General features: G+C 68.5%; 16 protein-coding genes and 5 pseudogenes. 14 read left to right on the forward strand and 7 right to left on the reverse strand.

Annotation, left to right across the window (positions count from 1 at the left end):
* The first annotated feature begins 14 nt into the window (after positions 1–14).
* From ACFYZA_RS36560 to ACFYZA_RS36570, 3 genes are all read left to right on the forward strand, one after another.
* Complete coding sequence (locus tag ACFYZA_RS36560; protein ID WP_388494706.1) at positions 15–1,031, forward strand: ATP-binding cassette domain-containing protein; 1,017 nt, start codon at positions 15–17, stop codon at positions 1,029–1,031.
* Entirely contained in the window at positions 1,028–1,825 is a 798-nt protein-coding gene (locus tag ACFYZA_RS36565; protein WP_388494707.1) for an ABC transporter permease, read from the forward strand. Before ACFYZA_RS36560 ends, ACFYZA_RS36565 begins: the two co-directional genes overlap by 4 nt.
* Before the next feature lie 89 nt (positions 1,826–1,914).
* A complete protein-coding gene (locus tag ACFYZA_RS36570; RefSeq protein WP_388494708.1) occupies positions 1,915–2,331 on the forward strand; it encodes a VOC family protein in 417 nt (138 codons plus the stop codon).
* A 199-nt stretch (positions 2,332–2,530) separates the two neighbouring features.
* Here the strand turns inward: ACFYZA_RS36570 and ACFYZA_RS36575 are convergent.
* Positions 2,531–2,942, reverse strand: a pseudogene (locus tag ACFYZA_RS36575) (NAD(P)-dependent alcohol dehydrogenase); the annotation flags it as partial.
* 307 nt (positions 2,943–3,249) lie between these two features.
* Between ACFYZA_RS36575 and ACFYZA_RS36580 the strand changes: the two are divergent.
* A pseudogene (locus ACFYZA_RS36580) lies at positions 3,250–3,784 on the forward strand (IS5 family transposase); the annotation flags it as partial.
* On the opposite strand, the pseudogene ACFYZA_RS36585 reads toward ACFYZA_RS36580, so the two are convergent.
* Positions 3,714–4,611, reverse strand: a pseudogene (locus ACFYZA_RS36585) (IS5 family transposase). The pseudogenes ACFYZA_RS36580 and ACFYZA_RS36585 sit on opposite strands and share 71 nt — an antisense overlap.
* 396 nt (positions 4,612–5,007) lie before the next feature.
* Here ACFYZA_RS36585 and ACFYZA_RS36590 point away from each other — a divergent pair.
* Positions 5,008–5,352: a hypothetical protein gene (locus tag ACFYZA_RS36590; RefSeq protein WP_388494709.1), complete on the forward strand. Its 345-nt coding sequence runs from the start codon at positions 5,008–5,010 to the stop codon at positions 5,350–5,352.
* A gap of 181 nt (positions 5,353–5,533) precedes the next feature.
* Positions 5,534–6,361: a hypothetical protein gene (locus tag ACFYZA_RS36595; protein WP_388494710.1), complete on the forward strand. Its 828-nt coding sequence runs from the start codon at positions 5,534–5,536 to the stop codon at positions 6,359–6,361.
* 169 nt (positions 6,362–6,530) lie between these two features.
* Here ACFYZA_RS36595 and ACFYZA_RS36600 read toward each other — a convergent pair whose 3' ends face one another.
* Positions 6,531–6,884, reverse strand: coding sequence for a hypothetical protein (locus ACFYZA_RS36600; protein ID WP_388494711.1), 354 nt, complete (start codon positions 6,882–6,884; stop codon positions 6,531–6,533).
* Between the two features lie 135 nt (positions 6,885–7,019).
* Between ACFYZA_RS36600 and ACFYZA_RS36605 the strand changes: the two are divergent.
* Together ACFYZA_RS36605 and ACFYZA_RS36610 are read left to right on the forward strand one after the other, a co-directional pair.
* A pseudogene (locus ACFYZA_RS36605) lies at positions 7,020–7,780 on the forward strand (IS5 family transposase).
* A gap of 123 nt (positions 7,781–7,903) precedes the next feature.
* Positions 7,904–8,248, forward strand: a complete 345-nt coding sequence (locus ACFYZA_RS36610; RefSeq protein ID WP_388494712.1) for a hypothetical protein — start codon at positions 7,904–7,906, stop codon at positions 8,246–8,248.
* A 303-nt stretch (positions 8,249–8,551) separates the two neighbouring features.
* Here the strand turns inward: ACFYZA_RS36610 and ACFYZA_RS36615 are convergent, their stop codons facing one another.
* Positions 8,552–9,181 carry a helix-turn-helix domain-containing protein gene (locus ACFYZA_RS36615; protein WP_363029658.1) on the reverse strand — a complete coding sequence of 210 codons (630 nt, stop codon included), beginning with the start codon at positions 9,179–9,181 and terminating at the stop codon, positions 8,552–8,554.
* 81 nt (positions 9,182–9,262) lie between these two features.
* Between ACFYZA_RS36615 and ACFYZA_RS36620 the strand changes: the two genes are divergently transcribed.
* From ACFYZA_RS36620 to ACFYZA_RS36630, 3 genes are read left to right on the forward strand one after another with little or no spacing between them, the layout of a single operon-like run.
* A complete protein-coding gene (locus ACFYZA_RS36620; protein WP_388494713.1) occupies positions 9,263–10,015 on the forward strand; it encodes an MBL fold metallo-hydrolase in 753 nt (250 codons plus the stop codon).
* A 23-nt stretch (positions 10,016–10,038) separates the two neighbouring features.
* On the forward strand, positions 10,039–10,683 hold the full coding sequence (locus ACFYZA_RS36625; protein ID WP_385021792.1) for an NAD(P)-dependent oxidoreductase: 645 nt from the start codon (positions 10,039–10,041) through the stop codon (positions 10,681–10,683).
* 3 nt (positions 10,684–10,686) lie between these two features.
* Complete coding sequence (locus ACFYZA_RS36630; protein WP_388494714.1) at positions 10,687–11,943, forward strand: multidrug effflux MFS transporter; 1,257 nt, start codon at positions 10,687–10,689, stop codon at positions 11,941–11,943.
* On the opposite strand, the pseudogene ACFYZA_RS36635 reads toward ACFYZA_RS36630, so the two are convergent.
* From ACFYZA_RS36635 to ACFYZA_RS36645, 3 genes and pseudogenes are all read right to left on the reverse strand, one after another.
* Positions 11,924–12,064 (reverse strand): annotated as a pseudogene (locus tag ACFYZA_RS36635) (IS5/IS1182 family transposase); the annotation flags it as partial. The gene ACFYZA_RS36630 and the pseudogene ACFYZA_RS36635 overlap by 20 nt on opposite strands.
* A gap of 334 nt (positions 12,065–12,398) precedes the next feature.
* Entirely contained in the window at positions 12,399–13,061 is a 663-nt protein-coding gene (locus ACFYZA_RS36640) for a DUF6192 family protein (RefSeq protein ID WP_388494715.1), read from the reverse strand.
* A gap of 458 nt (positions 13,062–13,519) precedes the next feature.
* Positions 13,520–14,011, reverse strand: coding sequence for a LuxR C-terminal-related transcriptional regulator (locus ACFYZA_RS36645; RefSeq protein ID WP_388494780.1), 492 nt, complete (start codon positions 14,009–14,011; stop codon positions 13,520–13,522).
* Positions 14,012–14,600: 589 nt separating this feature from the next.
* Here ACFYZA_RS36645 and ACFYZA_RS36650 point away from each other — a divergent pair.
* The 3 genes from ACFYZA_RS36650 (at position 14,601) to ACFYZA_RS36660 (ending at position 17,767) form a co-directional block, all read left to right on the forward strand.
* Positions 14,601–16,802: a DnaB-like helicase C-terminal domain-containing protein gene (locus tag ACFYZA_RS36650; RefSeq protein ID WP_388494716.1), complete on the forward strand. Its 2,202-nt coding sequence runs from the start codon at positions 14,601–14,603 to the stop codon at positions 16,800–16,802.
* Positions 16,802–17,374, forward strand: coding sequence for a hypothetical protein (locus tag ACFYZA_RS36655; protein WP_388494717.1), 573 nt, complete (start codon positions 16,802–16,804; stop codon positions 17,372–17,374). The genes ACFYZA_RS36650 and ACFYZA_RS36655 overlap by 1 nt, the downstream gene beginning before the upstream one ends.
* A gap of 69 nt (positions 17,375–17,443) precedes the next feature.
* The gene (locus tag ACFYZA_RS36660) at positions 17,444–17,767 is read left to right on the forward strand and encodes a transposase (RefSeq protein WP_388494781.1); all 324 of its coding nucleotides are present in this window, start codon (positions 17,444–17,446) and stop codon (positions 17,765–17,767) included.
* The last annotated feature ends 100 nt before the right edge of the window (positions 17,768–17,867 follow it).

Here is a 17,867-nt window from a genome sequence, read left to right on the forward strand (position 1 = left end):
GACGAAAGGCAGCGATGACGGAGCGGCAGAGCAACGTGGCGATCAGCGCCGAAGCAATCACCAAGAGCTTCGGCGACAAACGGGCCCTGGCCGGTGTGGACCTGGAGGCGGCACCCGGGACCGTACTCGGGATGCTCGGCCCCAACGGAGCCGGCAAGACCACCATGGTGCGTGTGCTGTCCACGCTGCTCCGCGCGGACGGCGGGCGGGCACGGGTGGCGGGGCACGACGTAAGTGATGATCCCGAGGGCGTGCGGCGCAACCTCGGCCTCTCAGGCCAGTTCGCGGCAGTGGACGAGAAGCTGACCGGCCGGGAGAACCTCTACCTCGTCGCCCGCCTGTACGGGATGGGGCGGCACGCAGCCCGACGCCGGGCCGGCCAGCTGCTCGAAAGCTTTCGGCTGGAAGCCGCCGCCGACCGGCCCAGCGGCACGTACTCCGGTGGAATGCGCCGGCGCCTCGACCTGGCGGGTGCGCTCGTGGCCCGCCCGCCCGTCGTGGTGCTGGACGAGCCGACCACCGGGCTGGACCCGCGCAGCCGGGCCGACACCTGGGCCTCCATCCAGGAACTCGTCGACGGCGGTACGACGGTCCTGCTCACCACGCAGTACCTGGAGGAGGCCGATCAGCTGGCCGACACCATCGTCGTCATCGAACACGGAAGGGTCGTCGCCCGCGGTTCGGCCGCCGAACTAAAGGACCGAGTCGGCGGGGAGCGGCTCTCGCTCACCATCGCCGACCCGCGCGCGCGAGCCGTCGCAGCCGACATCCTGGCCGGCATGAGCCCGCACACGCCGGCCCTGGACGCCCGCACGGGGCGCTTCACCGTCGCTACCGAACACGGCGCGCAAAGCCTCGAATACGCCCTGGGATGCCTGCGGCTGGCGAACGTGACCGTACGGGACGTGGCCCTCGCGCCCCCCACCCTCGACGACGTGTTCCTGTCGCTGACCGGTCAGCCGGAACCGGCCCGGGGATCGGCCACCGCCGAGCAGAGCGTCGGCGCGACGGCAACGGAGGCGCGTCGATGATGATGCGGAGACTGGCCCGCGACGCATCCATCGTCGCCTGGCGCAACCTGCTGAACCTGCGCCGCACCCCCGGCTCGGTGATCACCGCGCTGGTACAGCCCGTGATGTTCGTACTCCTGCTGGCCTACGTCTTCGGGGGCAGCCTTGGCGGGGCGGGCTACCGGACCTTCCTCATGGGCGGGATCTTCGCCCAGGCCGTCACCTTCAACTCGGCTTTCACCGCCCTGGGCCTGGCCAACGACATGGACAAGGGCATCGTCGACCGCTTCAGATCACTGCCCATGCCACGGATGGCCGTGCTGCTCGGCCGCACGATGTCCGACCTGCTGATGAGCACGGTGACCCTGGTGATCACATCGCTGTGCGGTCTGCTGGTGGGATGGCGCATCGATGCCTCCGCGGGCGATGCGATGCTCGCCTACCTCCTGATCCTCCTGTTCGCCTTCGCCATGTCATGGGTCGGCGCGACCATAGGGCTGATGGCCCGGAGCGTCGAGGTGGCACAGAGCGCCGGCCTGCTGTGGCTCTTCCCTGTGACGTTCGTGTCATCGGCGTTCGTATCAACGCACACCATGCCGGGGCCACTGCGGACGGTGGCGGAGTGGAATCCGATCTCAGCCACGGCGACCGCCGTGCGCGATCTCTTCGGGAACGCCGCGCCGAGCGGCGTCCCAACGAGCGCCGCGTGGCCCGTCGTCCACGCTCTGCCCTACGCTCTCGCCTGCGCATGTCTGATAACCGGGGCCTTCATGCTGCTCGCCCTCACGCGCTTTCGCCGGGTGACTCTGGGGTGACACAGCTGCGCATCTTTGGGATGAACATCTCCAGCGCGGTTCGGCGCGGCGTTTCCCCGCCGAGCGGGCGGCGTGACGGAGCATGAGCCATGACCATCAAACCCCGCGGCTACGCCCACGTCCGCCTCACGGTGACAGACATCGACCGCTCCCGCGCGTTCTACGACAAGGTCCTCGGGCTGCCGGTGGCTGTTCAACTGCCGCCCGACGCCGATGAGAAGACGCGCCAGGATCTTTCCTTCCTCTACGGGGGAGTCCTCTACCAGCTCGGGGACTCCCTGTTCGGGCTGCGCCCGGTTGCCAGGGACCGTTTCGACGAGGACCGCACCGGCCTCGACCATCTCAGCTTCGCGGTCGGCGGCCGTGAGGAGCTGGAGTCGGCGGTGCGGGTGCTCGATGAAGAGGGTGTACGGCACGAGGGCATCAAGGACATCGGAGTCGGCTTCATCCTGGAGTTCCGGGACCCGGACAACATCGCCCTGGAGCTCTTCGCGCCCGCGCCCTGACACCCGGTCCCATGGACTTTGACGACAGCGCCCGGCCCACCGGGTCCCGGCGGGCTCACCGCGCTGTCGGTCGCGGTCGCGCTGATCATCGAGACGAACGAATTGCTGGGCCTCATCGCAGACGGCCGGGCTCAAGGAGGTCCTGGCCCGCTGCCCGGCGGTGGCGCTTTCCTGCGGCGGCGGTTCCGCCAGTACTCGGTCAGTCCAGGTCGGACATGTCGAGTACGAAGCGGTAGCGGACGTAGTTGTTCTTGAGGCGGTCGAGAGTTCACTTGGGATGACGGCAGCAACTCGATGTCGGCCGTGATGCCGTGTTCAGCACAGAAGTGCAGCATGTCGACGGTGGACGGACGGCCGCCGCTGCCGGCGGAGCTGAGCTTCTTGCGGCCGATGAGCAAGTCCATGGTTTCCACGGTGACCGGCCCGAGGTGGCCGAGGTGGCTGAGCGTCCCGTCCATGTTGACCACACGCAGGTACGGAGCCAGGTCGTGCGGCGCGGAGATGGTGTCGATGACGACATCGACCTGATCGCGGACCGCCTCCATCTGCTTCGGGTCGGTGGACACGACGAATCCCTGCGCCCTCAGGCTGCGCGCTTCGTCCGCCTTGTCGCGCCGCCAGCTCCGGCCGGCGTGGTCGTCCTTCAACGGACTTCCGGCGACCGGGAGAATGCGGCACACGGATGACGCGTTCACACTCCTTCGGCAGGCCCTCGATCTACTGCCGGAGGACGCAGCGGCAGAGAACGGACAGACGGTCGGGGATGTGCGCGAGGACATCGTGCGCCAGGAGTGGAAGATCGTGCTCGGCGCTCTCATCGAGATCGGGGATGTCCACCCCGTGTGCGTTGACTACTGGGAACTCCTCGCCGAGGCCGCTCGCGAGGTGCTGCTCAACCGCAGCCAGCGGTGGTGCGAGTGGCGTGGCTGGGAAGTTCGACACGGCACCGTTCGGGCAACCCCGTGGGCCACATTGCACACCCGGTTCCGCCGGTGGGCGCTGGACGGTACGTTCGAGCGGATGCTCCGAGCCGCCCAGGCCCGGGCGGACGCCGCGGGGGACATTGACTGGCTCGTGTCGGTCGACTCCACCGTCGTCCGCGCCCACCAGCATGGCGCCGGCGCACGAAAAACGAGGGCTCCGTGGCCTCGCCGTCGGACCCTCCAGAGGTGGCCTGACCAGCAAAATCCACCTGGTGTGCGATGCAGTGGGGCGTCCGCTCGGCTTCACCGTCACTGGCGGGAACACCAACGGCTGCACCCAGTTCGCGGGCGTGATGGACGCGATACGGGTGCTCCGGCTCGGCCCGGGGCGGCCACGGAAGCGACCTGACCACGTGCTGGGCGACAAGGGGTCCAGCTCCAAGGCCATCCGGGCCCGGCTCAGGCGGCGGGGCGTCGGCCACACCATCCCGGAACGGGCCGACCAGATCCACAACCGGCTCCGCCGCGGCAGCCGCGGCGGACGCCCCCCCCGGCCTTCGACAAGCAGGCCCACAGGTCGATCGTCGCGAGCTGGGTCATGGCTTCGGATCGGTGGGAGTGGGTTTCGTAGTCGCGGGCGAGACGCCGGTGGTGCATGAGCCAGCCGATGCTGCGTTCGATGGTCCAGCGTCTCGGGACGATCGTGAAGCCTTTGACGCCTGGTGGCCGTTGGACGGGATGGACGTCGATGCCGAGGCGGGCGCCGTGCTCGATGGCGCTGGTGTGGTATCCGGCGTCCACCTAGGCTTTGGTGATGTGCGGGTGGGCGGCGGCGATGCGAGTCAGCAGCGTGACACCTGCCGCGGTGTCGGAGAGGCTGGCGGCTGTGACCAGTACGGTCAGCAGGAGGCCCAGGGTGTCGCATCCGAGGTGACGTTTGCGGCCGACGATTCGTTTGCCGGCGTCGGTGCCCTGGTCCGTCAGATGCACGTTGGCGGAGGTCTTGATTGTCTGTGAGTCCAGGACGCAGACGGATGGTTCGCCTCGGCGGCCCTCGTTATGGCGGACGAGTGTTCGCAGCAGCCCGGTGAGCTGGTCGAACACGACGTCCTGCTGCCAGCGAGCGAAGTAGCCGTAGACCGTTTGGTGGGGCGGGAAGTCGTGGGGCAGATACCGGGATCCCGGTGCGGTCCACGTAGAGGATGGCGTTCATGATCTGGCGGAGGTCGTGCTCGGGCGGGCGGCCGATGTTCAGGGCGGCCTGGCGGCGCTCGGTCCCCCAGGGCGCCAGGACCGGCTCGATCAGCGCCCAGTAGGCGTCGGAGAGGTCGCTGGGGTAGCCGTCGCGCCGGGTCATGCTTCAGATGTACTGCGCGAGGGCCGCTCTGGCGAGTGGTCAAAAAACCCTGGCCTGGGGCGTGTTGGAGCAAGACGGGAGCAGTACGGGCGAGACATACCTCCCCCGCCGCAGGGAAATCGGACACCCCACCCCTCGCTCCAGAACCAGGGCAGCGGGAACGCACTACCACCACAAGTTGCCGTGAAACACGACCAAACGCCCAGTAAGGCCTGTCCGGCGGATGTGGCTGCAACCCGGGTGACGTTGAGCTGGCGCCCGCCGCTGACCTCGCAATAGGACGATTCTAGGACGCTCCTAGGACGACTGGCGGACCCGCAGCCCTAGCGTCCCCATCCAAAGCCCACCGAACGGCGGGACGTTCCTGCAGGATTCAGAGGGAGAAGTATCTTGAACTTGCGTAGAAAGTTTGCCGCCAGCGCTTTCGCCGGAGCCATAGCACTCGCAGGTTTCGCGGCGGCCACCCCGGCAAGCGCCATCACCAACGTCGGCTGCAACAACAACACTCTGCACGAGTGGAGCCACACCCACGACTACTGCTACGCCGGCGTCGGTGACGGCTGGGCAAACATCTCCGAGGTCTACAAGACGACCTCGGGGAACAGCGGCAGCATCACCGACATCACCGTGAACGGGCATAACTACAGTCGCTCCTTGAGTCCGGGCATGACGGATGACTACATACAGCACTACGGGTACACGGGGACCGTGTTCGGCGTTCACATCCTGTACGTCCCGTAGCGGATCGCTCGCTGCCGGCGGGAGCCTCGGGGGGCCGTCGGCAGCGGTGTCCACGACGTACCCGCGAAGGACCTGCTGAGGAGCCAAGATGAGAAGCGCGGGTCAAGCCGTTGTAGGGCTGCTAGCGCTGCTGCTGACTGCCGGGTGCTCAAGCCAGGCAGCCCGGCCCCCCGCACCGGCCTTGGGGCCGATTCCGGAGATCACCTCGGTCGACGCCATCAGTTTGCCGACTGACGCCTACATACCCACCTCGACTCAGATCCTGGCCTTGCAGAAGGCCACTGACGTGGTGTCCGCGCGCTGTATGCGCAACTACGGACTGCCGTACCACCCGCCGATCATGGAAGGGTTCGCGGACTTCGCCCGGCAGAACAAAATACGCACGGCCCTGTACGGCTTCTTCGACCTTTCCACGGCCCGCAGCAAGGGATACGACACACGGCTCGACAGCCCGGCCGGCACTTCGGGCGAAGCGCCCTACACCGACGCGGAAATGGGTGTGCTCCGTGGCCAGAGCACCACAGGATCCACTGTGGCCACGTTCAAGGGCAAGAAGGTCCCCGCCGGCGGGTGCCGCCAGCAAGGCATCGACGCGATCGGAGGAGACCCTCCGCCACCTCTCGTCAACGCGCTTCCGGGGGGAGGTCCCAAGGTCCCGCCGGATGATCCGCACATAAAGGCGGTCACTGCCCGATGGGCGACCTGCATGAAAGGCAAAGGGTTCACATACCCGAACCCCTGGGCGGCCTACAGCAGTCCTACATGGAAAGAGCCTGCCGCTCAGGCGTCGCCCGGACAGACCCCTCACACATCAGAGGAAATCGCCACTGCCACAGCCGATGTGGAGTGCAAACTGTCCACCAACCTGGTCGGAGTCGCCGTAGCCGTCGAGATCGCCTACGGCCATCAGTACATCCAGACCCACATGGCTCAGCTTGCCGCGTTCAAGCAGCACCTGGACGACCAACTGCGAGCAGCTGCACGGCTGACAGGCTCCAACACGACTTGAGAGTCTCAGCTGAACCGCCGAACGGTCGTCCTCGACGGGGTTCCCGGTTCCGGAGCTGCCGTCCCGCCGGGGCCCCGGGCGATCTGGGCCGCAACTTCTCAGGTCGCCCGGCATCGTCTCGCTCGCCCCCGGGCCGCTATCACCGCCGTGGTGTGCTGCCGCGTCCGGCTCACACCGTGTGAGGCTTCTTGGCTCCCAGGCGCCGATCGGCGAGGCCTGCCACGAGCTCGGCCGCCTCCGGCCGACGGCTCGCGCCGAGGTAACGGATGCCATCGCCCTCGGGCGCCGCCTTGGCGTCCGCCTTGCCGATCGGGTGGCGTCGGCTCACCGCCGTACGCCAGTCAAATCGCTCATCCCACACCAGCGCCGGCGCCTCCCCGCCGACCGTCAGCTGGACGGCGGTAGCCAGGTGCTCCTCGCCCAGGCACCGAACCTGCCGCTGCTCCTGCGCGAGCCCCAGACCGGCGAGAGCATCGGCGACGTCCTGGAGGTAGGGCTGCACCGTGCGGGCCCGCGGTTCCACACCGCCTTGTGCATGGCCGGCGCATAACCGAGGTCCTCCGCGGCCTGTTCTGGGGTAAGAGGGCATCTGATCTAGCTAGTTGGTGATTTGGGATGTTCTTGTGACTGCGGGTGATAGTCGGTTGTTGCGTAGTGGGTGAGCACTCGTCGCTCGTATCGCAGTGCTGTGTCCGATGTCCGGTGGGCTTTGATCGAGCCGGTGTTCACGGAGTGGCGGTCCGGGCGGAGGGGGCCCGGTGTGGCGGGGCGGGTGCATGACCTGCGGGAGATCGTGAACGCGATTCTCTATGTCAATCGAACCGGCATTCCGTGGGAGTACCTGCCCCACGACTTCCCGCCGCACAAGACCGTCTACGACTACTACGCGAAGTGGGAGGCGGACGGCGCCACCGGGCGGGTCCATGACCTGCTGCGGGACAAGACGCGCCGTGCCCACGGTCATGTCGCGGAACCGTCGGCAGCAGTGGTGGATGCCCAGAGTGTGAAGACCTCGGCAAACGTGGCCGAGACCAGCCAGGGCATCGACGCGGGCAGGAAGATCAAAGGGCGCAAGCGCCACCTGATCACTGACACCCTGGCCTCGTCCTCGCCGTGATCGTGACGGCCGCCTCGGTCCACGACTCCACTGGCGGGAGGCGACTGCTCGACGAGCTGGCGGTCACGCATCCCGGCGTGACGAAGATCTGGGCCGACGGCGGCTACCAGACGGCCGTGTTCCAGCATGGTGCCGGCCTGGGCATCGACGTCGAGGTCGTCAAACGGCCGACATCCAAAGGCTTCCAGCCGCTGCCGAAGAGGTGGGTGATCGAGCGGACCTTCGGGTGGCTGATGCAGCATCGGCGCCTGGCGCGGGACTACGAAACTCTGCCTTAACGGTCCCGAGCGATGATCCACTAGGCGATGGCTAACAAAATGAGCCGCGAGCTCACGGGAGAATCCACCCCAAGCTGGCGAATCGAATCCGGTGAATCGGTCAAAACGGCCTGAACGCTGATCAGATGCCCTCTTAGGCTTCGGCGCATGCACAGCACACTGACCGAGCACGCCCGGTGTCTTTACGGAGATGAGTACCGTCTGACACCGGCGTGCAGTCAGGAGCATCGCGAGCACCGCTTCGTCGAGGAACTGATGTTCGCTGACGCGGACGCGATCTTGTCGATGCTGCGGGAGCTCTGCCCGCACGTCGTCGACGGCCGGCTTCCGGTGTGGATTCGCAATCTCGCCTATCGGCTCGTGCTGCTGCAGAGGCCGGACGAGCCGGCTCTCTTGCGGGAGGCGGCAGAGAGCCTGTGGCTGCATGGCCCGGACTGGGACGACATCGCGGCGGGGCTCACGCAGAGGGCCGAAGTTCTGGAAGCTCGCTGACAGAACCCAACGGTGGTCGCACCATCGTCGGCCCCCGGGCACCGGACTTCGGCAGATGCGGCTCAAGCCGCATCCACTCGTCGTTCCTCAGATCTCCCGCCCACGACCAACCGTCGGACGGTCGCAAGATCCGCCTAGACAGGCCCTAAGGTCCCCGCACGCGGGGATGGACCCCACATCCCCGGCCTACGCGAACTGCGCGCGGGCGCCGGCCCCCGCCAGCTCGAAGCCCCGCGAAGTAGCCCAGCACGAGCAGGATCAATCTCAGCGGCACTTTCTGTACGGCAACTACTCACACCCGGATCAGCGGGGCAGGATGCGCAGTACTGCCTCGTGTTCGCCGCTGAGCCGCAGGCCTTGCTGTACTGCGGCGCTCAGATCGAGGTCGCCGAGCAGGGTCGCGGCGAGCAGGTGCGGCGGTCCGGTCAGTGACGCGGTGGGGTGGTCGACCCGGCCGGCGTGGGTGTGCACCGAGCCGTCCTTGACTTCGATGACCAGGTCTTCGTTGCCGTCGGCGTGCAGTTGCAGGACGATTGCCGGCTGGTCGGGGCGGTGGTCGGTCAGTGCCCGGGCGGGCATGTCCAGCCAGTGGGTGCGGAAGGTGTCGCTGCTGGCCGGCTCACGCAACAGCGGAATTCCCCATCGGCTCAGTTCGCGCAGCACCGGCTCCAGCTCGCGGCCACGCTCGGTGAGGGAGAACAGGGTGGTGGCCACCGGCGGCGGGGCGGCCTCGCGGTGGATCAGGCCGGCTTCCTCGAGTTCGCGGAGCCGGTCGACCAGCAGGTTGCTGGCGATCCCGGGCAGCCCGTTGCGCAGGTCGGTGTGCCGGCAAGGACCCAGGGCGAGCAGTTCACGGACGATCAGCAGGGTCCATCGGTCGCCGATGGTGTCCAGTGATTTCGCGATGCCGCAGTACTGCCCGTAGGTGCGCATGCCACCACCCTACATCGTGGTGTTGAGATTCAAAACTCTCTTGTTGACTTTCTCAACAACGTCGGTCTAGCGTCGCTGCCCATGACCACCACCCTTTCCGTGCGTCGGCTGGCCTGGGCCGGCGTCGAGATCCGTCTCGACGACACCCGCCTGCTGATCGACCCGCTCGAGAACGTCGCTCCGCTGGCGCCGGTGATGGGGCCGCCGCACCGGCCGGTCGACCCGGTCGACACCCCGCCCGGCACCCACGCCCTCATCACCCACCTGCACCCCGACCACTACGACCACGACCTGATCGCCCGGATCGCGGCCACCGGCACGATCGGCTGTCACACCCCGAGCGCGGCGGCGCTGCACGAGGCGGGCATCACCCCCGTCGCCCAGGACCTGGGCCAGTCACGCCGCATCGGAGAGCTGACCGTCACCCCGGTGACCTCGCTGGACTGGCGCGGCAACGACTGTGACCAGGTCGCCTGGGTCGTCGAAGGCGCCGGCCGGCGGGTCATCCACTGCGGCGACACCCAGTGGCACGGCAGCTGGTGGCAGATCGCCCGCGACCACGGCCCGTTCGACGTCGCGTTCGTCCCGGTCAACGGCGTCATCGCCCACTTCGAGGGCTACGCGGCCAACGTCCCGGCGACCATGACCCCCGAGCAGGGCGTCGAGGCCGCCGTCGCACTCGGCGCCGGCACCGTCTGCGCCATGCACTACGGCCTGTTCCACAACCCGCCGTTCTACACCGAACAACCCGACATCGAGCAGCGCTTCCAGCACGCCGCCGCCGAGCGCGGCATCACCGCGGCCGTCATCGCCGACGGCCAGCCCGTCCTGTGACCATCAGAAACAAGGAGCAACACATGAAGATCGTCCTGTTCGGTGCCAGCGGAAACATCGGCCGGCCCACCACCGAGGAACTCCTGCGTCGCGGCCACACCGTCACCGCGGTGACCCGAGCCGGCCATGTCGACGGACTCAGGCACAAGGCCCTGACCGTGACCACCGGTGACGTCACAGACGCCGCCGCGGTCGCCGGCCTCGCCGCCTCCCACGACGCCGTACTGTCGGCCGTCGGCCCCCGGATCGGCCAGGAGAACGACCGCGCCACGATCGTCGGTGCCGCCCGTGCGCTGATCGACGGACTCCGCCGAGCCGGTGTCACCCGCCTGGTCACCATCGGCGGTGCCGGCAGCCTGCGCACGCCGACCGGCGCCCGGGTCATGGACGACCCGGACTTCCCCGCGCTGTGGAAGGCCAACGCCGAGGCCCAGTCCGAAGCGCTCGACCTCTACCGCGGCGTGCACGACCTCGACTGGACGTACGTGTCGCCCGCCGCGGTCATCGGAGCGGGCGAGCGGACCGGGGCCTACCGCAGCGCCGGGGACACCCTGCTCACCGACGACAACGGCAACAGCCGCATCTCGTACGCCGACTACGCGATCGCCCTGGCCGACACGATCGAGAGCGGCACCGCGATCCGCCGCCGCATCACCGTGGCGTACTGAGCCATGAGCAACGACGCCGCCGGCCGGCACACCCGATTCATCGTCCTGCTCGCAGCGCTCGTGGCCCTGGGACCACTGTCCATCGACGGCTACCTGCCCGGACTGCCGGACCTCGCCGGCGACCTGCGTGCCAGCGCCTCGGCCACCCAGCTCACCATCACCGCCTGCCTGGCCGGGCTGGCCATCGGTCAGCTGATCGCCGGGCCGCTGAGCGACACCTACGGCCGGCGGCGTCCGTTGCTGGCGGGCCTCGCCCTCTACACGATCGCCAGCGCGCTCTGCGCGGTGGCACCCGACGTCCGGACCTTCGTCGGCCTACGCCTGGTCCAGGGCATCGGCGGGGCGTTCGGCATCGTCATCGCCAACGCCATGGTCCGCGACCACACCTCCGGAACCCGCACCGCACGTCTCTTCTCCACACTGACCTTGATCACCGGCCTGGCGCCGGTGTTCGCACCGGTCCTCGGCGGCCAGCTACTGCGCGTCACGGCCTGGCCTGGAATCTTCGTCGCCCTGGCCGTACTCGGCGCCGTGATGCTGGCCGCGGCCGCCGCAGGACTGCCGAAGACCCGGCCCTCCGCGTCACGCCAGCCGCTGCTGGCTGTCGTCGGGCAGCTGCTCAGCGACCGGGTCTTCACCGGGTACGTCCTGGCCAACGGCCTGGTCTTCGCGGCGATGTTCACCTACATCTCCGGCTCGCCGTTCGTCCTGCAGGAAATCCACGGCCTGTCACCGCAGCAGTACAGCGCCGTGTTCGCCGTCAACGCCGCCGGACTCATCGCGGCCGCCCAGATCAGCGGCCGGCTGGTGGCCCGGGCCGGCGCCCGCGTGCTGCTGCTCGCCGGTCTGCTGGGCGCGACAGCCGGTGGCACCACGGTCCTGGGCGCGGTGCTGACACGGGCATCCCTGCCCGTGCTCCTGATCGGCCTGTTCGTCCTGGTCTCCAGCGTGGGCCTGGTCATGCCGAACGCCTCGGCCCAGGCCCTGGCCGACCACGGCGGGCACGCCGGGTCGGCCGCCGCTCTGCTCGGCTTCAGCCAGTTCATGTTCGGCGGGGCACTTGCTCCGCTGGCCGGCGCGGGTGGCGCCACCGACGCCTTGCCGATGGGAATCATCGTCGCCGTGCTGCCGGCGCTCGCTCTGCTCACACTCGGCGTCCTCACCCGGTCGACGCCCGGTGAGCGCACTCGCAGGCCGGCTCGCCAAGGACGTGCCGGGCACCGGCGACCGTGTCGGTACCCACGCGGATCTTCTCCATGACCGGCTCGAACTGGGTACAGTCCGCCCGCTGTCCGGGTGTGACCAGCAGCGACAGCGGGCGACAACGGCCATCCGCGCTCAGGTGGACCTTGGTGGTGAAGCCGCCACGCGAGCGGCCCAGGCCCTCAGTTTGTTGTTTAACGTCTCCGCTGGGCAGGCAACGGTGCTGGGGCGGCGATCGACGGAGGTCTATCCCCAACAGCGTCTTGCCCACCATCCGTCGTCGGGCGAGGCGAAGGGGTCGGGCCAGGTTTTGGTGATGTAGAGGTCGTCGAGCGGTTTCACCAGACGTCGCAGTTCACGGGCCGCCTGTGGCGGAAGAGCGTGCATGGCCGCTTCCAGCACTTCCCGCTCGTCGGTTGTGTAGAAGGGGTTGCACAAAGGGCAACCGCAACCGCCAGAGAGAGCACGCCTGGGGCGGTGAGCTATTCGTGACCACTGCTGCAAGGCCCGGGCTATCGCCCCAGGCCAGAGCCGGTCGTGTTCGAGGCGGGAGACCGCTCCGGCAAGCTTGCCGGAGCCACGGGGCAACCCAGGCGTTGGTGTTTCATGCGTCTGCCGCCTCGGGTGACGTCCGGAGGCGCGGACTTGGGACGGCCGATTACGCGGCATCGTCCTTTCTGAGCTTGTTGTTCACGGGGCCAGCATGCCAGATCCGGGGACGGCTTCGCGCCCAGGATTAGGCGTCGGAACGGGTCGTCTCGCCAGTACGACGGGGCTTGGTTCCTTGCTTGTGGTGCGCGGGTTGTCGGGTTCTGGGCCCGGTTGACCTGGTGGCGGGCCGTGTCGTCGCTCATGGCCTTGAAGGCGACGTGTTCGTCGCGGGTCAGTTCCTCCACGACCCGGACCTTGTCCTCGTCCCTGACCTGCGCGACCACCTCCGGCCGCCGCAGCAGGTCGCCGGTGACACGTCCCGCGACCTCGTCGTCCTTGGCGAGCGAGTGGATCGCGCTGACCTTCTCCTGCGGGGTGACGGGCTCGACGACCTGTCGTCCGATCCGCCGGTTGGCCTCGTCCGGCGTCCAACGGGGCTTGCCCTCAGACGGATTGAGGATGGTGGTGAACCGTTCCTCGTCGTCGGCGATGGCCGCGAGGATGTTGTGGACCGTGAATGACACTCCTGAGAACGTCGATGAGGCCGCGGTCGGGGTGGTGGCCTGGCCGAGGGGGGTGACGTGCCGCCGGCCGGCTCGGTGCACGGTGATCGTCGGATCTACGGGGCCAGCGTCATCCGGGTGGCCGGGCAGCACATGTCGGTGTGCAGGGTCGTCCGTGAAGGCCGGTACGAGCTCATGTACACAGGCTGGTTGTCACTCGGAACGGCTCACAGACTTCTTCGTCGGGCGGCCCCACCACCCATTGCACGTGGCCCGGTTGCGGCATCGAACAGGTCGTGTTCGGCCCTGCGGATGGCGTGGTGGAATGCGAGGCCGAGTTCCGCGTACCGAGTGATGCAGGGGAGAGCAGCGGCCTCCGCCTCGTGTTCGCGGGCGTACGCGGTGAGGCGCTGCCGCAGGGCGTCGAGAGGGCGGTGCGGCGGTGTAGTGGCGCGCTGTCTCGTGTGCCGCGTTGCTGTTCAGCCGAGCCGGTCGAGGTAGTGCAGGACCGCGAGGACGCGCCGGTTCTGGGCGTCGGTGCGGGGCAGGCTCAGCTTGTCGAAGATCGCGGCGGTGTGTTTCTCCACCGCCCGGCGGGAGATGCCGAGCATGTCCGCGATCGCCGCGTTGGTGTGGCCCTCGGCCATGGTGGACAGCACCTCGCGCTCATGTGCGGTGAGCGGGGACAGTGCCTCAGCCGTGCGGCGCGCGGCCAGGAGTTGGGAGACCCTCGCGGAGTCTGTTTCCCGCGCGGTGGGGTGTGGCGGAACGGGGGCAGGGCTGCCCGGTGGTCGACTGACGGCGATGCCCCCCGGTAGTTCGTCCAGGCGTCCGTTGCGGTTCGGGGCCTCGCTCGGAAGCTCTACCGCAGTGTGAGCACATCCCGTGCGGGGGTCGGGTCCGTTGTGGACCGTGGGACGCCCAGGGAGCAGGCGTCGATAGCGGGCAGCTGATGCCGCCTTGCGGGGGATGCGTGAGCGCCGGCAGGCGGCATGGGGGGAGGGGCCGGAGTGTGGTTCCCGCCTTTTCGTGGTCGGTGCTGCTCAGTGGAACTGTGGTGCGGATTTCGACCCGGGGATCTCGCCAACGGCTGAAGAGATTAAGTGATTTCAGCAGGATGGGTTAGTGAGTTGTCCCCTCTGAAGTAGTGGCTGTTGGTAGCGTGGCGGGTAGTTGAGCGTTTGGGGAGGGTGAGTGGGTCAGTCACAGGATGAGGCTGTGGTGAATGCGACCGATGCGCGCAGGGAGCTGTTCGCTCTGGTGAGGCGTGCTGAGAGGGACGGGCTCACCACCCTGATCCACAGGCACGGTGAGCGCGTGGTGCTGGCTCCGCTCGACCGGCTTCCGGCGGCCCGGAAGGCGGATGCGTTCCCCTCTCATGCGCTGAGTGCGGCGCAGAGGGACTTCGGTGAACTCCTCACGCTGGCAGCTCAGGGACGGCCGCAGGTGTTGAGGCGCAGCGGTACCCCTATCGCGGTACTGCTTCCCGTTGACGCCACGTCGGGTGTCCTGTCGTCCGAGACTGCCGTGCCTCGTGGTGCGGTACCCGTAGGAGGTGCGGTGACCAGGAGCAGTGATCAGGGCGGCGGTAGTGGCGGTGGTGGTGTGCCGCGTCGCCTCGCCTCGCTCGGCGATGCCATTGGTGCTGTCCTCGCGGCCGGGCCGGAGACGGGCCCGACGTTCGGGCTGTCGGGCCTTGATGCGGCCACGGGTGGTCTGCAGTCCGGGCGCCTGACACTGGTGGCGGCCGCTCCGAACGTCGGCGGAAGTCTTCTGGGGCTGGCGGCCGCGCGGCGGACGGCGCTCGTCGACAACCGCCGTGTCCTGTATGCGGCGTCGGGCCCGAACCAGGCCGACATCATGCGCCGGATCATCTCCGCCGAGACCGGCGGCGACTACCTGCGGCTGAAGCAGGGCCGCCTCACCCCGGACGAGCAGCAGGTGGCCAGGGAGCTGGCCCACGCGCCGCTGATGATCGATGACGGGAGCGAACTGACGGCCGAAGCCATCGCGGAGACCGCCCCTTACGTCGAGGACCTGGCCCTGGTCGTGGTCGACCGGCTCCAGGCCGCCCGCAACGCCCGGCTTCCGCTCTCCGGTGACCGCCTCCCCAACGCCTCCCAGCAACTGGCCGGCCTCGCCCGTGCCCTGCGGGTCCCGGTGCTCGCCATCGTGGACAGCGCCGACCCCGCACTGCTGAAGCTGCTGGACGCCGATGTCCTGCTGACGCTCGCACCCGCCGACGACCCCGCAATCGTTCAGGTGACGATCGCTGAACGCGACTTCGGCGTGATCGGCACGGCCTGCCTCACTCCCGACCTGCTGCACGCCCGCTTCCTCGACACCCCCGCAGCCACTCGCGCGGCCGGCGCGGGTGGTGAGGAGCCCGCGCGGGGGAGCGGCAGCGCCGTGGAGCGGGAGCTGGCCGAAGCGGCCCTTCCCTACACGTCCGGCGCCCGACAGGGGCTGCCGGCTTCCCTCACTCATGAACTGGCCGCGCTGCGCAGCACGCTGGCCAGTGGCGACCGGGCGGCCCTCGACGAACTCGCAGCGCCCCTGGCCGAGGCGGCCGCCACATCGCCGCGGCTGCCGGACACCGCCGAGGGACAGCGTCTTGCCGCGGCCCTGCACGCCTACGCCATGGCCGCCGGCCGGCCCGCATCTGCCCAGCACGCCGAGACCGGCGGGCCCGCAGTGTCCGGTAACACGCGAGCAGAGCCTGAACGTGAAGCCGACGCTGAGGCTGAGGCTGAGGTGGAGGCTGAGGTGGAGGTGGAGCTTCAGCCGGGAGATGAGCAGGATGAGCCGGAAGGCGCCCCGTTCCCCGCGTTGAAGCTTCTCAAGGACGCGGTGGGCCGCTCGAAGATGCACCCGATCAAGGTGATCCGCGGTGAAGAGCGGGAGGGCGGGCCGTGGCCTTTGATCAGTGAGCACATGGACGGTGAACCACGCTGGGTCCATCCCGACGTCACCAGCACGCGCGTCCCCTACGACCGGCCGAACGGCAAGCGCGTGCGGCGTGACCAGCTCGACGTCCCGGACACGTTCGGCGACGGTGTGCTATGCCTGATCGACCGCAACGGCAGCTATCCCTCGGCCTGTTCCGCCGTTCCCCTGGCGCCGAACAAACTGCTGCACACCGGCCCCCTCGAGGAATTCGACAGAGCCGGGGCCGGCATCTACCTCATCGACATCCCGCAATGGTCCCGCACGGACATGCCGCACCCGCTCGGCCGGATCATCGACCGGCCCGACGACGCGGGCCGCGTGTGGGTGACCACCCCGCACATCAAGCAACTGGCCCGGCTCGTACGCGACGGCCACCTTCCCGCGATGCCGCCCATCCATGACTCCTGGACCGGCAAGGCCAATGAGTCCCTGTTCAAACCGTTCTACGAAGCGGCCCGCACCGCCCGCACCGACCTCATCCAGACGGGCGGCGAACCCTACAAGGCCTACAAGACCCGCCTGTCGATCGCGCTGCGCCTGCTGTGGCCCAAACGCCAGGAGCAGAAGTCCCCGTTCTGGCGGCCGGACTGGCGCATGAGCATGGTCGCCGAGGCCTCCGTACGCCACTGGACCGTCGCCTTCAAAGCAGTCCAGGAAGGCCACCGGCTCATCGCCCTGCGCAATGTCGACGCGGCCGTCTTCTGGACACCCCCCGGCACCGCACCGGACACCTACCGGATCGGGACCGGCTTCGGCGAGGTCAAGGCCAAGTTCATCCAGCCCGGCCAGATGATCCCCGAAGGTGACGACTGATGGCCGGCCCCACCGGCCGCGGCCCGTCCCTGGGCGCCGCCCTCAACGACCTCCTGCGCACCCGCGTCACCCCACGCCACCGCCTCTCCTCCTACAGCGCCCAGCACTGGCACGCCCAGCTCAGCCAGCTCACCGGAACCCACCGCGGCTACCAGGCCCTGGAGGATGCCGGGCTCGAGGTGACGGCCAAGACCCTGATCAACTGGCTGTCCGATCCCGAGTACAACGTGCGCCGCGGCTACCGCGACCTCATCCACACCGCCTACGAGAACGTCGCCGTCGTCCCCGCGGACCCGATCCCGCGTCAGGTCGAGGACGGGCAGTACGAGATCAGCGGTTACGTCACCACCGGCACCGACCGCCGCAACCGGGGAACACCACACGCGGCCCCCCTGCGGATCGACGGAAGCCGCGGCCACTGGACGACGATCGAGGACCTCTGGACGGCCGGCGAACTCACCGACGACGCCTTCGAGGACCACTTCATCGACGACGTCATCGTCGAGGACATCGGCGAAGGCACCGACGGCTGGGACTTCGACGGCAGCACCTACTCCGTCGAACTCAGATAACAAGGCTTTCCGTTGGGACAACCGACAAGACCTGTTCCTTCCCGGGATCGTTCTCCGGATGTGGACGAGGTGGTTCTTGGGGTTGACACCCACCGAGATGTTCACGTGGCCGCCGTGATCGTGATGACAGGGAAGACCCTGGCCGTCGAGCGCTTCCCGGCCACCGCGGCCGATTACCGGCAACTCGTGCAGTGGGCATCCCGGTTAGGTGCCGTTCGGCGTGCCGGAGTGGAGGGCTCCGGCAGCTACGGGCGCGGCCCTGTCCCAGTACCTGCTGTCGCAAGGTATCGATGTCATGGAGGCCGCCCCTGGACCGGGGCGTCCGGCCAGGTGCTGACGGACCAAGACCGACAAGGGCGATGCAGAAGCGGCCGCCCGTGCCGTGCTCAGTAGCCGCGCGCACTTCCGAGTGAAGTCAGGGAACGAGCCGATAGAGATCGCGCGCATGAACACCTTGGCCAGGGACTCTGCCGTCAAAGCCTGCACCCAAGCC

The organism is Streptomyces sp. NPDC001828 (assembly GCF_042892175.1).
GTDB lineage: Bacteria > Actinomycetota > Actinomycetes > Streptomycetales > Streptomycetaceae > Streptomyces.